The organism is Pseudomonas putida, from assembly GCF_028682175.1.
Lineage (GTDB): Bacteria > Pseudomonadota > Gammaproteobacteria > Pseudomonadales > Pseudomonadaceae > Aquipseudomonas > Aquipseudomonas putida_AD.
Map to the genome: position 1 here is coordinate 37,735 of NZ_JANHKS010000001.1, position 14,520 is coordinate 52,254.

Sequence of the window (14,520 nt, forward strand, 5' to 3'; positions counted from 1 at the left end):
GAGCGATTGTTGTAGGAGTGAGCTTGCTCGCGATCGCGGTATGTCAGACACGGATATGTCGCTACCGAAAAACAATCGCGAGCAAGCTCACTCCTACAGGATGGGTGGCCGAGCCGAACCGTGCGGCTGGCTCAACACGTCAAACCACCAGGCCGGCCTTGGTGCTCGGCATCGGCACGAAGCCCTTGAGCCCTTCGACACGGGCCAGCCAGGCGCGCACGTTCGGGTAGGGTTCCAGCGACACGTTCCCTTCAGGCGCGTGGGCGATGTAGGTGTAGGCGGCGACGTCAGCGATGGTGGCGTGATCGGCGGCGAGGAACTGGCGGCCGGTGAGGTGCTTCTCGATGATCTGCAGCACCGCGTGTGCACGTTCGATGGTGTCTTGCGGGTCGAAACCTGCGCCGAATACGGTAATCAGGCGGGCGCGGGCCGGACCGTTGTTGATCTGGCCCGAGGCCACCGACAGCCAGCGCTGAACCTGAGCGGCGCCTTCGGCATCGGTGGGCAGCCATTGGCCGGTGGTGTCGTATTTCTTCGCCAGATACACCAGGATCGCAGTGGAGTCGGCGATGATCGTGCCGTTATCGTCGATTACAGGCACTTGGCCGAAGGTGTTCAGTGCCTGGAACTCGGCGTTTTTCTGCGCGCCCTTGGCGAGGTCGACGAAACTGATTTCAGGCTCCAGCCCCAGCAGCGACAGCATCAACTGTGCACGATGGGCGTGGCCGGACAGCGGGAAGTGATACAGCTTGATTGCGCTCATGGGTTTGGCTCCTGGTTCTGTGTGAGTGGTTGTCAGTGCGGGCTGATCCGTACTGATGGAGCGATACTGATCCACAACAGCAGAAGACAGAATCACCACGAAAGGCAATCCAGCATTTCATCTCATGAAATTATTGGCGTTTCGCGGTCATCCTCCGGTGGACAGCACGGGGTGCTGGCGCATGCGTTCAACGGCAAAATCCACAAAGCTGCGCACCCGCGCCGATGCCCGCCGCCCTTCACGATAGACCAGATGCACCGGAACGGGATCGGGCTCGAAGGCTTCGAGCACGGGGACAAGTTGCCCGGCGCGCAGGTGCTCGTCAGCCTGATAGTGCAGGCAGCAGACCAGCCCTGCGCCCCTGACCGATGCCTCGATGGCCGACCTGGGCGTGGTGCAGCGCAGCACCGGCTTCAAGGGCACCGTGCGCATCACACCGTTCTGGCGCAGGCGCCACTCCTGCATGCGGTTGTCGGCGCTGCACACCACGACCGAGTGGGCGGCCAGATCGGCTGGGGTTCGAGGTTCGGTGTGGCGCGCGAGGTATGCGGGGCTGGCGCAGACGATCTGACGCACGGCGCCTACTTCACGGGCGACCATGAACGCATCCGGCAACGGACCGATGAGCACCGCCACATCGATGCCTTCTTCGTGCAGGTTGGGAAAGCGGTCCTGATAGGTGACCGACATCTCGATGCCCGGCCAGGCCTTGAGGTAGTCGAGGACAATCGGCATCAACAGACGATCACCGAACAGCAAGGGCATTACCAGGCTCAGCAGGCCCTTGGGTTCGACGTGCAGACCGTTGGCCGATGCGTCGGCTTCATCGGCCATGCGCAACAACCGCTCGCATTCGCTGGCGAAGGCACGGCCGACCTCGGTCAGGGTCACGCCGCGGGTGCTGCGGTTCAGCAACTGCGCGCCGAGGCGGGTTTCCAGGGCGGCCAGCGAGCGACTGATGGTCGCCTGGGAAACCCCGAGCCTGCGCGAGGCCGCCGCCAGCCCCTGCTCGCGGGCCACGGCGGCGAACACGGTCATTTGCTGATGACGATCCATCAGCGGCTGCGCCCGGCGGCCTTGATCGCGGGGTCGTTGTTCATGCGTTCGACGCAATAGTCGACAAAAGTCCGCACCTTGGCCGACACCTTGCGCTCGGCCTGATAACACACGTGCACCGGCACCGGCGGCTCTTCGAAGTCCTCCAGTATCAGCTCCAGCTCGCCACTGGCCACCTGGCTTGCGACCTGATAGGACAACACCCGCGTCACGCCCCAGCCCATCGCGGCGGCCGAGATCGCCCCCTGGTTGGCCGACACTGTGAGCCGCGAGTGCAGATCCACCTGCAGCGGCTTGCCGTCTTCCATGAAGTCCCAGCGGCGAACCAGCACACTGGATGCGGAGATCACCAGCCGGTGTTGCTTGAGGTCATTGGGGTGCTGCGGGCGGCCGTGGGCATCCAGGTACGCGGGCGATGCACAGAGCACGCGGCGCACTTCGCCGACCTTTATGCCGTGCTGGCTGCTGTCCATCAGATGGCCGATGCGCACGGCAACATCGATGCCCTCCTCGACCATCTGCGTCACGCGATCAAGCAACAGCGCGTTGACGCTCACGCCCGGGTATTGCTGCAGGTAGCCGACCACCAGCGGCATGACGAACAACTCGCCAAACAGCATGGACGCGGTGACGGTGAGCTGGCCGACAGGCTCGGCGATGCTGCCCCCTGCCGAGTCTTCGGCTTCTTCGAGTTCGCTGAGGATACGCCGGCAGTCGCTCAGGTAACGCTGGCCGGCTTCGCTCAGGTGTACGCTGCGGGTCGTGCGTGACAGCAACAGCGTGCCGATGCGCTTCTCAAGCGCCGCCACCGCACGAGTGACACTGGGCGCCGACATCTCCAGGCGCCGGGCAGCAGTGGCGAAACTGCGCTCTTCGCAGACGGCGATGAAAACCTGCATTTCCTGAAATCTGTCCAAGGCGGGGCTCGGTATCTGAGGGTGGGCGGGGACATGGTTTACACGTGCAGCGGGCGGTGAGGCAAGGGTAATAGCGTTTCGGGGGCTTTGCCTGGGCGTTGCGAGGCGAAATCCCTTCGTAGCAGCACGGCTTGCCGGCGTCGGCGATCTCAAGGACGCCATCGCGAGCGAGCTCACTCCTACAGGGTTGAGGTGAGCATACCCGTAGCAGTCCGGCTTGCCGGCGTCGGCGGTCTCAAGGACGCCATCGCGGGCAAGCGCGCTCCTACGGGGACATGAGGCGCGAGGCGAAACATCCTGAAATATCCGCTTGACGAAGACCACCCGACTGAGCGTTCATATTAGCGCACGACCGTACTCCACTTTACTCAACACACCCTCAGGAAACACTCATGGTTTCGTCCGTCCTCGCGGCTTCCCTCTCCCGCCGTCGCATCCATTACAGCTGGGTCATCCTGGCCGTGACCTTCCTGACCATGCTGGTGATGGCCGGTGCCGTTGGCGCGCCTGGGGTGTTCATCAAACCGCTGGAGGCGGAATTCGGCTGGGACACCGCCGAAATCTCCTCGGCGCTGGCCGTGCGTTTCGCCCTGTTCGGCCTGACCGGCCCCTTCGCTGCGGCGTTCATGAACCACTTCGGCGTGCGCAAGGTCGTGCTGTCCGCGCTGACCCTGGTCGCCACCGGCATGATTCTTTCACTGTTCATGACCCAGTTCTGGCAACTGGTCATCCTCTGGGGGCTGGTGGTGGGTTTTGGCACCGGGCTGACCGCCATGGTGCTGGGCGCCACCGTCGCCACCCGCTGGTTCTCCCAGCGTCGCGGCATGGCCATGGGCTTGCTCTCGGCCAGTTCCGCCACCGGGCAACTGGTGTTCATGCCAATGCTGGCCAACCTCACTGAACATTTTGGCTGGCGCACCGCCCTGACCTGCATCTGCGTGGCCATCGTCATTGCCGGCGTCGCAGTGCTGGCGCTGATGCGCAATCACCCCGCCGACCTGCAACTGCCCTCCTACGGCGACACCGAAATCCAGCCCACCGCTGCCAGCAAACAGAGCCTGGGCCAATTGCTGGTCACGCCGATCAAGGTGCTGCGTGAAGTCTCCGGGACCTGGACGTTCTGGGTGCTGTTCATGACGTTTTTCATCTGCGGCGCCAGCACCAACGGCCTGATCCAGACGCACTTCATCAGCATGTGCGGCGATTACGGCCTGATCGCCACCACCGCCGCGAGCATGCTGGCGGTGATGGGGATTTTCGACTTCTTCGGGACCATCGGTTCAGGCTGGCTGTCGGACCGCTACGACAACCGCTGGCTGCTGTTCTGCTACTACGGCTTTCGCGGGCTGTCGCTGATTATCCTGCCGTTCTCGGATTTCACGGTGTACGGCCTGTCGTTCTTCGCGCTGATCTATGGCCTGGACTGGATCGCCACCGTACCGCCGACGGTCAAGCTCACCGTGCAGAAGTTCGGCCCGGCGCGAGCCAACATCGTGTTTGGCTGGGTGTTCGCCGGTCACCAGTTGGGCGCCGCTTTTGCCGCGTTCGGCGCCGGATGGACACGCACTCACTTCGCCAGCTACCTGCCCGCGTTCTTCATCTCGGGCCTTTTGTGCGTGATCGCGGCGCTGATTGCGTTGTCCATCGTGCCGGTGGTCAAGGCGGCGCAGGCTCAACCTCAGAGCAACTGACGGGCCGTCAGCCACATCCCGTAGCCTGCGCCCATCAGGCCCCACGCCAATAGCGGGTGAAACACCACCCGCCAGGCCCGTGCCCTGGGCTCGAAACCGACGCCATGCACGAACCCGCCGGCCACGCCCCACATCACCAGCATCAGCAGGCTGTGGGAATAGTGGCCGTTGGCATCGAGCATCGAGGCGGGGTGAATCAGCAGGACCAGGCTCATGGGCACCGCCATCAGCAGGGACAGCACCCGGCTGATGGCATGGCCGAACGGTGAACGGGCAACCCTAGCGGTCACGGCCGTTCTCCACCGCGTCAGTATCCGAAGCCTCAAGCCACAAGGCGTTGATGATGCCGAAGCTGCAGGCCAGCAGCACACCGAGAATCCAGGCGAAATACCACATGTCTAGCGCTCCTTAATACAGGCCGTGAGGGTTTTGTTCGATGTGCGCATCGGTGACCTTGCCCCACATGCGGGCATAGCACCACAGCGTGTAGCAGAGGATCAGCGGCACGAAGATGGCGGCGGCGACCAGCATGATGACCAGGGTTCTGTGGCTGGACACCGCGTCCCACACCGTCAGGCTCGAGGCCGGGTCCAGGCTCGATGGCATGACGAACGGGAACAGCGCGAAACCCGCCGTGCACAAGGCTCCGACGATGGCCAGGCTGCTGCCCGCGAACGCCGTCCGGCCCTGCCCCGCGCTGGCACCGAGCAAGGCCAGCAGTGCGCCAAAGACCCCGAGCAGCGGCGCGATGACAGTCAAAGGATGCGCGTGGTAATTGGCCATCCAGCCAGGGTTGGTGGCTGCCACGGTCTTGGACAGCGGGTTCAGCGCGCTGCCGGCATCGAAGGCCGAGGTGATCGCCAGGCCCTGAATTCCCCCCAGCAACAGCCACACCCCCGCACCGACGAACGCCAGCAGAAACACCAGCGACAGCCACTGCGCGGCACGCCGCGAGCGACGGGCAATCGCGCCTTCGGTGCGCATCATCAGCCAGGTGCCGCCGTGCAGCCCGAGCATGGACAGGCTCACCACCCCAGCCAGCAGGCCGAAGGGGCTGAGCAGTTGCCAGAAGTTGCCGTGGTAGCTGGAACGCAAGGTGTCATCGAACTGGAACGGCACGCCCAGCAGCAGGTTGCCGAACGCCACGCCGAACACCAGCGACGGTACAAGGCCACCGACGAACAGGCCCCAGTCCCAGCTCTGGCGCCAGCGGGTATTCTCCAGCTTGCTGCGATAGTCGAAGCCCACCGGGCGCACGAACAGCGCGAACAGCACCAGCAGCAGCGCCCAGTACAACCCGGAAAACGCCGCCGAGTAGACCAGCGGCCAGGCGGCGAACAACGCGCCACCGGCGGTGATCAGCCACACCTGGTTGCCGTCCCAGTGCGGAGCGATGGTGTTGATGACCACCCGCCGTTCAGTGTCGGTGCGGCCCACGATAGGCATCAGCATCGCTGCGCCCAGGTCAAAGCCGTCAGTCAGAGCGAAACCGATCAGCAGCACGCCGACCAGCACCCACCAGATCAGTTTGAGTGTCTCGTAATCGAACATCGTCTGTTCCTCAGGCCAGCGCCGGTTGTTTGGCTGCGGTCACGTCGCTTTCACCGCGTTCGAAGTGATAACGCCCGGTGTGCAGGCTGCTTGGCCCCAAGCGGGCGAACTTGATCATGAGGTACATCTCGATAATCAGCAGCACGGTGTAGAACGCCACCAGCGCCAGGATCGAGCCCAGGACATCCCCAGCCGAGAGCGTCGAAGCCGACAGGTGCACCGGCAGCACTTCACCGATCGATCAGGGCTGGCGACCATGCTCGGCGACCCACCAGCCGGTCTGGGTGGCAACCCACGGCAGCGGCAGGCTGAACAGCGCCCATTTGAGCAACCAGCGCTTGCCGGTCTCGTTCTTGCGCGCCGAGGCCCAGAAGGCGCAGGCGAACAACAGCAGCATCAGCACACCGCTGAGAACCATGATGCGGAAGGTCCAGAAGATCGACGCCACGTGGGGAATCGAATCCAGCGCCGCCTGTTTGATCTGCTGTTCATTGGCGTCCACCACCTTGTCGGTGTATTTCTTGAGCAGCAGGCCGTAGCCCAGGTCTTTCTTGACGTCGTTGAAGGCGTTCAGGGTCTGCTCGCTCCTGTCGCCGGCGCGCAGCTTGCCCAGCAACTCGTAGGCGATCATGCCGTTGCGGATGCGGCCCTGATGCTCGCTGACCAGGTCCTTGATCCCGGTGACCTGCTTGTCTACCGAGCGGGTGGCGATGATGCCCATCACGTAGGGGATCTTCACCGCGTAGTCGGTGCGCTGCTCAGCCTGGTTCGGCAGACCGAACAAGGTGAAGGCCGCTGGGGCCGGTTCGGTTTCCCATTCAGCCTCGATGGCCGCCAGCTTGGTTTTCTGCACATCGCCGATCTCGTAGCCGGACTCATCGCCCAGCACGATCACCGACAGGATCGACGCCATGCCGAACGCCGAAGCGATGGCGAACGAACGACGGGCAAAGCCGGTATCCCGGCCCTTGAGCAGGTACCAGCTGGAAATCGCGAGGACGAAAATGGCGCCGGTGACATAACCGCCGGCCACGGTGTGCACGAACTTGACCTGCGCCACCGGGTTGAACACCAACTCGCTGAAACTGGTGAGTTCCATGCGCATGGTGGTGAAGTTGAACTCGGCGCCAACCGGGTTCTGCATCCAGCCATTGGCGATGAGAATCCACAGCGCCGACATGTTCGAGCCAATCGCTACCAGCCAGGTCACGGCCAGATGCTGCACGCGGCTCAAGCGATCCCAGCCGAAGAAGAACAGCCCGATGAAGGTCGATTCGAGGAAGAACGCCATCATCCCTTCTATGGCCAGCGGCGCGCCGAAGATGTCGCCCACGTAATGGCTGTAGTAGGCCCAGTTGGTGCCGAACTGAAATTCCATGGTCAGCCCGGTGGTCACGCCCAGGGCGAAGTTGATGCCGAACAGCTTGCCCCAGAACCGGGTCATGTCCTTGTAGACCTGCTTGCCGGTCATGACGTACACCGACTCCATGATGGCCAGCAGGAAGGTCATGCCCAGGGTCAGAGGGACGAAGATAAAGTGGTACAGCGCGGTCATTGCGAATTGCAGTCGAGACAGGTCGACGACTGATTCCGAAATCATTGTGGGTTCTTCTCATCAGGTTCGGGAGGGGCACCCATTACATGCAGGCCGACTTGCACCCCGTCATCGCTGACGTCGACCGGCGCGTCGAACCAGACGCTCCGGATGCCCATCAGCAGGATGAGTTTGAGCAACAGGATCAGCCCGATTTCTTTCGCCAGCGGGTGTTTGAGGAAATCGAAAGGGCCAGGCATGTTGAGGACTCGTCGGGGTACGAGGTATTTTTCCTACAGACCTTTCTGAGGTTTTTGATCTGGATCAAGGGCGGGGGGATGGGGGGTGTGGCGTAGTGCCACAGGGGGACTGTAGTGGTTGGTATTGGATTGTGGGTTTTTGAGGGGCTTGGCGGGGGATTGCTACATGGATGCCCTGCGGGCGCATCGCGAGCAAGCTCACTCCTACATTTGTTGCAACGTGCCATGGCCTGATGGACCGCGTTGATAGCCTTGGTGCATGGCGCGGGATCATTGGCAGGTCAAGAAGGCTACCTACTCGGTCCATCAGAATGCGGCACGTTGCAAAAAATGTAGGAGTGAGCTTGCTCGCGATCAGGCCCGAAGGGCATCAAAGTAAAGATCCCAAGCCAACCTTCAATTAGATGATAAACGGCACCCAATCCCCTCAAGAGCCCGCCACTGCAGCCGATATCAGTAACGTGAAGGCAGTTGTCACGTAGGCGCCCCGGGCCGTCAGCCGGATGAGCGCCACCACTGCCATCGATGAGGTAGCCATCCATGACGCCCCCCAACCACAAACTCAAGGCCCGCAACGTGCTTTACGCCGTCGTGCTCGCGTGCCTGAACGTTTGTGCGAGCCAGGCTGAGCCGATCCGGGTGGTCACCGAGGAGCTGGCGCCCTACAACATGACCCTCAATGGCCAGTTGACCGGCATGAGCACCGAAGTCGTGCAGGCGGTGCTCAAGGAAGTGAACGTCGATGCCACCATCCAGTCCATGCCCTGGGCCCGGGCCTATGACCTGGCGCTGCATGATCCCAACGTGCTGATCTACTCCATTACCCGCACCCCCGAGCGCGAACACCTGTTCAAGTGGGTGGGCACCATCGCCACGTCCCGCTGGTACATCTATTCCTCTGCCTCCCACCCCGTCAGCCTCATGGACCTCGACGACGCACGGGACTGGCAGACCGCGACCGTCAACGAAGACGTCGGGGAGCAATACCTGATCGGCAAGCGCTTTGCAGTCGGCCAGCAGTTGCAGCCGAGCAACCGCTACGAACTCAATTACCAGAAATTGCGCACCGGCCATGTCGACCTGTGGATTTCCGACGAGCTGAACGCCACCTGGCTGGCCCGCCAGGCCGGCGACGATCCCGAGCGCACGCTGGTGCGCTCCTTGCGTGTGCCCGAACTTGAGGATTCGGGGGGCTTCAACATGGCTTTCAGTGCCGGGACTGCGGATGCTACTGTTGCGCTGTTCAAGAAAGGGCTGAAGACCATCCGTGAGAACGGAACCTACGATGCCATTGCGCGGAAATGGAATTGAGCATGCTCGCAGAGTCCGATTCGAATCTTCCCGAGGAAGCCGTGCCCCCACGCAGCGGTTCGCTGGCGCGCAGGCTGGTATTGGCCACCCTGGCGTTCTGCCTGTTGTTTACCGTGGCCACGGTCACGGTTCGCACCTGGTTTGCCTGGAACAACAACCTGGCGACCATGAATGCCGAGCTGAGCCTGATCGACCAGGTGTTCCAGGGCACGCTGTCCAAGGCGGTCTGGGAAATGGACAACGACGCGTTGCAGGCGCAGATCGACAGCGTCGCGCTGGCCGCGCCGGTGGGCAAGGTCGAATTGAAAATCCTGCGCCCGGGCCGTGCGGCTGAACTGCTGCAACGTCAGCATCCCGGCCACAGCGGCTCGATCCTCGCCCCCGCCCTGCACCGCCAGTTGACGGTCACCCCCTACCCCGGCGCCAACGAAGTGGTGGGCGAGCTGACCATCGAAGGCGACGAGAGCCTGCTCTGGAAGCGGCTGTGGAAGGAAGTCTGGATCATCATGCTGACCCAGGTCATCCAGTCCCTGGCGCTGGCCGGGCTCATCATGGGCATGTTCAACCGCTCGGTAACCCTTCACGTGCGGCGCATCGCCCGGCACCTGGAACAGCTCACGCCACAGAACCTGAAACATCACCTGATGCTCGAACGCAGTGGCAAGGCCGGTGATGAACTGGACATGCTCGAAGCCGGGGTCAACGACCTGCAGGACAAGCTCGCCACCCACCTGGAGCGCCAGGCCCGTGACGAAATCGCCCTGGCCGCCAGCCGCGACCACCTGGCCGAAGTGGTCGAGCAGCGCACCGCACAATTGCAGGCGGCGAACATTCGCCTGGAAGCCCTGACCCGTTTCGACCCGCTGACGGGCCTGGCCAACCGTCGCCACTTCGACGAGCTCAAGGAGCTGGAATTCAACCGTGCCCTGCGCCACCACCAGCCACTCTCGGTGCTGATGTGCGACATCGATTTCTTCAAGCTCTACAACGACACCTACGGCCATGCCATGGGCGACCAATGCCTGCGCGACGTGGCCCTGACCATGAGCGCACTGTTCTCGCGCTCCGGGGAACTGGTCGCGCGGCTGGGCGGGGAGGAATTCGCCGTGCTGCTGCCCGGCCAGGTCCGCGAACAGGCCGCAGCGTCGGCCGAGCGCCTGCGTGAGCTGCTTGCCAACCAGCAGCTGCCCCACGGCGCGTCGCACGTATCGCCTTATGTCACGCTGAGCATTGGCGTCGCCGAGCTGGATCCGGCGACCATGGAGCGTTTCGACCAGTTGTTGCAAAGCGCCGACAAAGCCTTGTACCGGGCCAAGAGCCAGGGCCGCAATCGCTGCGTGATCTGAAAAGGGAGCATCTTTCATGAGTACCACCCCCCGTTCGGTCAAACGGCGTTCACTGGCGTTCTGTGCCACCTTGCTGGCTCTCGCGTGCCTGAATGCAAGGGCCGACACGCTGCAAGTGGTCACCGAGGATTCCTCCTACAGCGCCTTCGAGAACGGCAAGGTGGTGGGCGTCGCCAGCGAGATCGTCGAACAGACCCTCGCCCGGGCCGGCATCACCGATTACCACATGACGCTCTACCCCTGGGCGCGCGCCTATGACATGGCGCGTCTGGAACCCAATGTGCTGATCTACCCGATCATCCGCAGCGCCGAACGCGACCCGCTGTTCAAATGGGTCGGCGAGCTGGATCAGGTCACCCCCTCGTTCTACAAGCTGCGCGAACGCCGCGACGTGGTGGTCAAGAGCCTGCAGGACGCCAGGAACTACAGCGTCGGCGTGGTGCGCGACGACTCGCGCCAGGAATACCTGGAGGGCAAGGGATTCAGCAAGATGGTGGTGTCGGCCAACAACCTGGACAACCTGCGCAAACTGCTGAGCGGCCAGGTACTGCTGGTGCCGATGCCCGAACGCGAGGCGCGGGAACAGTGCGATGACCTGCACATTGCCTACGAAGACCTGGAAGCGGTCTACACCCTGGACGACCTGTCCAAGGGCCTGTACGTCGCCATCAGCCTCAAGACGCCGGAAGAAACCGTCAAGCGCATCACCAACGCCTTCGCCCAACTGAAAAACGACGGCACCGTTGCCAAGGTCCTCGCCCGCTAGTTTCCCTCCCGGAAAACGCAAACGGCCCTGCCAGAGGGCAGAGCCGTTCGCTAGTTCGCCAGGTGTTGGCGATCAGTTGCCCGCCACCTGTGCCACCTCGCCGGACGTCACCAGCGCCTTGAGCGACAAGTTGAACTGTTTCAGGGCGTTGATCTGCAACTCACGCTGCTGATCGATCTGCGCGGCGATTTCCGGAGCGGCCTTGTCGCGGACCCAGATAGAACTCAGTTCCTTCTCGCCCAGGCCTTGTGCCTGGCCGATGTATTGCAGGTTGGCGTCGTAGAACTTGGCCACGAACCGCGCCTCGAACTTGCTGTTGCGCTGGGTCACCAACTGGCTGTAAGTGTCGAGCATGACTACCACATCAGGGCGCGCCTTCATCAGTGCATCGAGATTTTCGTAGACCGTCACCGAGGCGAATTCCTTCTGCAACGAACCCTTGAGCCAGTCGATGGCCAGTTTCGGATCGGAGCTGTTGATGAAGGCGTTGCTGATGCGTGAGTCCAGTTTGCCGCTCTGGATGCCTTTGAGCGCGACGGCGTGGTAACGCTCCAGATATTCAAGGGTGCCAACGGTGTTTTCGCTGTAGAGCACGCCCACCGACTGGGACTTCTTCAGGCTCAGCGCGCTGTCGGCAACCGGCAGGAAATGGCAGGACTGCTCGGCCGCAGTATAGGCTTGAGCGTTGTCGGCGGCGTAGGAAGGCGCGGCGGCGAACCCGCCAGTCAGTACGGCGACGAGCGTCAGCAGGGTTGAAATTCTCATCGCGCATGTCCTTCTAAAGCCAGTTCGGTATGGCTCTATCCTGCTCCTTTGCTGGAAAAAAAGAACTCCCGTTTCTTGATGTTCACTATCGATTTCACGAATGGTAGAGGGATTGAGAAAGTCCTTTACGGTTTCGCGAATAAAACAACTTTCCAATAGGCGTAAACGAACTAACTCACACTGCGAAGTTGAGGATCACCTGGCGGACTTTATGCAGCGCAGCAGTCAATGCCCCAGGTTCGAGCGAGCCCAGCGCCAGGCGCAATGCATGGGGAACGGGGCTGCCGACGGCAAACGGCTCGGCGGTGGCCACGGCAATGTCCTGCGCCAGCAGTGCCACCGCCACCTGATCGGCGCGGACCTCTTCGGGCAGCGGCAGCCATAGAAAGTACGACGCCGGATGGCCGATCACCGCAAGCCCGGCCAGGGCCTTTCTGGCGAGCCGGTTGCGACTCATCGCGTCCTTGCGTTTCTCGGCTTCTAGACGCTCGACGGTACCATCCATGACCCATCCGCAGACCAACGCCGTCATCACACCCGGGGTGTTCCAGGTGGTCGCGCGGATCGCCCGCTCGATCGACGCCACCCATTTGAGGGGCGCGGCGATATAACCAACCCGCAAGCCGGTGGCGACGTTCTTGGAGAAACCTGAAATATAGACCGTGCGGTCGGGCGCCAGCGTCTGCAAGGGCGCGGGCGGGTTCTGCGCGAGAAATGCATAGGCCGCGTCCTCGATCAGCAGCAGATCGTGGGCCTGGGCGATGTCCGCCAGCCGCCTGCGCCAGGCCGCGTCCAAGACCCAGCCCATGGGATTGTGCAGCGTCGGCATCGCATACACCGCCTTGATCCGGCGCTTCGCGCAGAGGGTTTCGAGGGCCTGCAGGTCGGGCCCGGTTTCGCTCAACGGGATCGGCACCAGCTCCAGCCGATGGGCCTGGGCGATCACCTTGAAGCCCGAGTAGGTCAGCGCATCCACCGCCACCACATCGCCGGGCTTGAGCAAGGCCATGACCGTTGCCGCCAGGCCATGCTGGGCGCCGCTGACGATGAGGATCTGTTCGGCGCTCACCGCAAGCCCGCGGTCGATCAGGTGCCGTGCCATGCAGGCGCGCTCATGCAGGCGCCCGGCATGGGGCTGATAGCGCAGCAAGGCTTCCAGATCCCCCGACAGCGCCAACTGCCGCAGCCCGGTGCGCAGCATCTGCGCCTGGCCCGGCAGCGCCGGGTAGTTGAAATTGAGGTCGAGCATCCCCGCCGCAGTGGCCTGCTGATCGACGCCATGTGTCAGGGGCAGCGCGATCTCGCGCACGAAAGTACCGCGCCCGGTTTCGCCGCTGACCAGCCCCATCGCCTCAAGCTCGGCATAGACCCGCGATGCCGTCACCAACGCCAGCCCCTGTTGCTCGGCCAACTGACGGTGGGTCGGCAAACGGGTGCCGGGCGGCAGGGCTCCGGAGGCAATGTCGTTGGCGAAAGTGTCAACCACGGTCTTGTAGCGGGCGCGAGGCATGGGTGATGTATCCATGACAATTTTTTGATTGTATTGATTCTGCGCCTTAGCATTCCCGGCATGCAACAGGCACTGCCTGCCGACTGCACCTCCCCCGCCGTCACCGAGGCCCGACACCATGGAACATGTATCGCAGCTCGAACCCCTGCCCACGCAAAAAGCCTCGAGCGGATGGCTCAACGGTCTGATCGGCGTGACCATTTTCAGCGGGTCGTTGCCGGCCACGCGGATTGCCGTCCAGGAGTTCGCGCCGGTCTTCCTCACGGTCGCCCGAGCGTCGATTGCCGGTGCCCTGGCGCTGGGCATGCTGTGGCTGCTCAGGGAAAAGCGCCCTGCTCGGGATCAGTGGTTGCCGCTGTTGATCGTTGCGCTCGGGGTGGTGGTCGGTTTTCCGTTGCTCACCGCACTGGCCTTGCAATATGTGACCTCTGCGCACTCGATCGTTTTCGTTGGCCTGTTGCCGCTGGCCACTGCCGCGTTTGCCGTGCTGCGCGGTGGCGAGCGCCCGCGCCCGGTGTTCTGGGTGTTTTCGCTGCTGGGCAGCGGGCTGGTGGTGGGCTACGCGCTGGCTCAAGGGCTGACTGCTTCACCCAAGGGCGATTTGCTGATGCTGCTGGCGATGCTGGTGTGCGGGCTGGGGTATGCCGAAGGGGCGAAGCTGTCGAAAACACTGGGTGGCTGGCAGGTCATCAGTTGGGCGCTGGTGCTGTCGCTGCCGGTAATGCTGGCGCTGACCTGGATCACCGCACCTGCATCCTTCGTTCACATCACCCTGCCCGCCTGGCTGAGCCTGGGGTATGTGTCGCTGTTCAGCATGCTGATCGGCTTTGTGTTCTGGTATCGAGGGCTGGCTCAAGGGGGAATCGCTGCGGTTGGCCAGTTGCAGTTGCTGCAACCCTTCTTCGGCCTGGCGCTGGCGGCGACGCTGCTGCACGAACAGGTGAGCCTTGGCATGCTCGGGGTGACGCTTGCCGTGATCCTGTGCGTCGCCGGCGCCCGCCGATTCGCCCGTTGACATTGCGCTTCGCCACAGAAGACCTGTTGCAGTCC

At 62.9% G+C, this 14,520-nt stretch carries 14 protein-coding genes and 1 pseudogene; 5 read left to right on the forward strand and 10 right to left on the reverse strand.

Annotation, left to right across the window (positions count from 1 at the left end):
* Positions 1 to 139: 139 nt before the first annotated feature.
* From NPS29_RS00120 to NPS29_RS00130, 3 genes are all read right to left on the reverse strand, one after another.
* Positions 140 to 763 carry a glutathione S-transferase gene (locus NPS29_RS00120; protein WP_274129965.1) on the reverse strand — a complete coding sequence of 208 codons (624 nt, stop codon included), beginning with the start codon at positions 761 to 763 and terminating at the stop codon, positions 140 to 142.
* Between the two features lie 147 nt (positions 764 to 910).
* The gene (locus NPS29_RS00125) at positions 911 to 1,819 is read right to left on the reverse strand and encodes a LysR family transcriptional regulator (protein WP_274129966.1); all 909 of its coding nucleotides are present in this window, start codon (positions 1,817 to 1,819) and stop codon (positions 911 to 913) included.
* Complete coding sequence (locus NPS29_RS00130) at positions 1,819 to 2,736, reverse strand: LysR family transcriptional regulator (RefSeq protein WP_274129967.1); 918 nt, start codon at positions 2,734 to 2,736, stop codon at positions 1,819 to 1,821. The genes NPS29_RS00125 and NPS29_RS00130 overlap by 1 nt, the downstream gene beginning before the upstream one ends.
* Positions 2,737 to 3,128: 392 nt before the next feature.
* Between NPS29_RS00130 and NPS29_RS00135 the strand changes: the two genes are divergently transcribed.
* Complete coding sequence (locus NPS29_RS00135) at positions 3,129 to 4,427, forward strand: MFS transporter (RefSeq protein WP_274129968.1); 1,299 nt, start codon at positions 3,129 to 3,131, stop codon at positions 4,425 to 4,427.
* Here the strand turns inward: NPS29_RS00135 and NPS29_RS00140 are convergent.
* The 5 genes and pseudogenes from NPS29_RS00140 to cydP form a co-directional block, all read right to left on the reverse strand.
* Positions 4,415 to 4,717: a cyd operon YbgE family protein gene (locus tag NPS29_RS00140; protein WP_274129969.1), complete on the reverse strand. Its 303-nt coding sequence runs from the start codon at positions 4,715 to 4,717 to the stop codon at positions 4,415 to 4,417. The genes NPS29_RS00135 and NPS29_RS00140 overlap by 13 nt on opposite strands.
* A complete protein-coding gene (gene cydX / locus NPS29_RS00145; protein WP_274129970.1) occupies positions 4,707 to 4,823 on the reverse strand; it encodes a cytochrome bd-I oxidase subunit CydX in 117 nt (38 codons plus the stop codon). Before cydX ends, NPS29_RS00140 begins: the two co-directional genes overlap by 11 nt.
* Before the next feature lie 12 nt (positions 4,824 to 4,835).
* Complete coding sequence (gene cydB, locus NPS29_RS00150) at positions 4,836 to 5,978, reverse strand: cytochrome d ubiquinol oxidase subunit II (RefSeq protein WP_274129971.1); 1,143 nt, start codon at positions 5,976 to 5,978, stop codon at positions 4,836 to 4,838.
* Between the two features lie 10 nt (positions 5,979 to 5,988).
* Positions 5,989 to 7,578 (reverse strand): annotated as a pseudogene (locus NPS29_RS00155) (cytochrome ubiquinol oxidase subunit I).
* Complete coding sequence (cydP, locus tag NPS29_RS00160; protein ID WP_274129972.1) at positions 7,575 to 7,772, reverse strand: cytochrome oxidase putative small subunit CydP; 198 nt, start codon at positions 7,770 to 7,772, stop codon at positions 7,575 to 7,577. The pseudogene NPS29_RS00155 and the gene cydP overlap by 4 nt, the downstream one beginning before the upstream one ends.
* 540 nt (positions 7,773 to 8,312) lie before the next feature.
* Here cydP and NPS29_RS00165 point away from each other — a divergent pair.
* Genes NPS29_RS00165 through NPS29_RS00175 form a run of 3 tightly spaced genes read left to right on the forward strand, consistent with a single transcriptional unit; the run spans position 8,313 to position 11,195 of the window.
* On the forward strand, positions 8,313 to 9,083 hold the full coding sequence (locus NPS29_RS00165) for a substrate-binding periplasmic protein (RefSeq protein ID WP_274129973.1): 771 nt from the start codon (positions 8,313 to 8,315) through the stop codon (positions 9,081 to 9,083).
* 2 nt (positions 9,084 to 9,085) lie between these two features.
* Positions 9,086 to 10,429, forward strand: a complete 1,344-nt coding sequence (locus NPS29_RS00170; RefSeq protein ID WP_274129974.1) for a GGDEF domain-containing protein — start codon at positions 9,086 to 9,088, stop codon at positions 10,427 to 10,429.
* Between the two features lie 16 nt (positions 10,430 to 10,445).
* Positions 10,446 to 11,195, forward strand: coding sequence for a substrate-binding periplasmic protein (locus tag NPS29_RS00175; RefSeq protein ID WP_274129976.1), 750 nt, complete (start codon positions 10,446 to 10,448; stop codon positions 11,193 to 11,195).
* Positions 11,196 to 11,267: 72 nt separating this feature from the next.
* Here NPS29_RS00175 and NPS29_RS00180 read toward each other — a convergent pair whose 3' ends face one another.
* Together NPS29_RS00180 and NPS29_RS00185 are read right to left on the reverse strand one after the other, a co-directional pair.
* The gene (locus NPS29_RS00180) at positions 11,268 to 11,960 is read right to left on the reverse strand and encodes an ATPase (RefSeq protein WP_274129978.1); all 693 of its coding nucleotides are present in this window, start codon (positions 11,958 to 11,960) and stop codon (positions 11,268 to 11,270) included.
* Positions 11,961 to 12,135: 175 nt separating this feature from the next.
* Positions 12,136 to 13,470 carry a PLP-dependent aminotransferase family protein gene (locus NPS29_RS00185; protein ID WP_274129980.1) on the reverse strand — a complete coding sequence of 445 codons (1,335 nt, stop codon included), beginning with the start codon at positions 13,468 to 13,470 and terminating at the stop codon, positions 12,136 to 12,138.
* Between the two features lie 118 nt (positions 13,471 to 13,588).
* Here NPS29_RS00185 and NPS29_RS00190 point away from each other — a divergent pair, with 118 nt between their 5' ends.
* Entirely contained in the window at positions 13,589 to 14,485 is an 897-nt protein-coding gene (locus NPS29_RS00190) for a DMT family transporter (RefSeq protein ID WP_274129981.1), read from the forward strand.
* Positions 14,486 to 14,520: the final 35 nt, after the last annotated feature.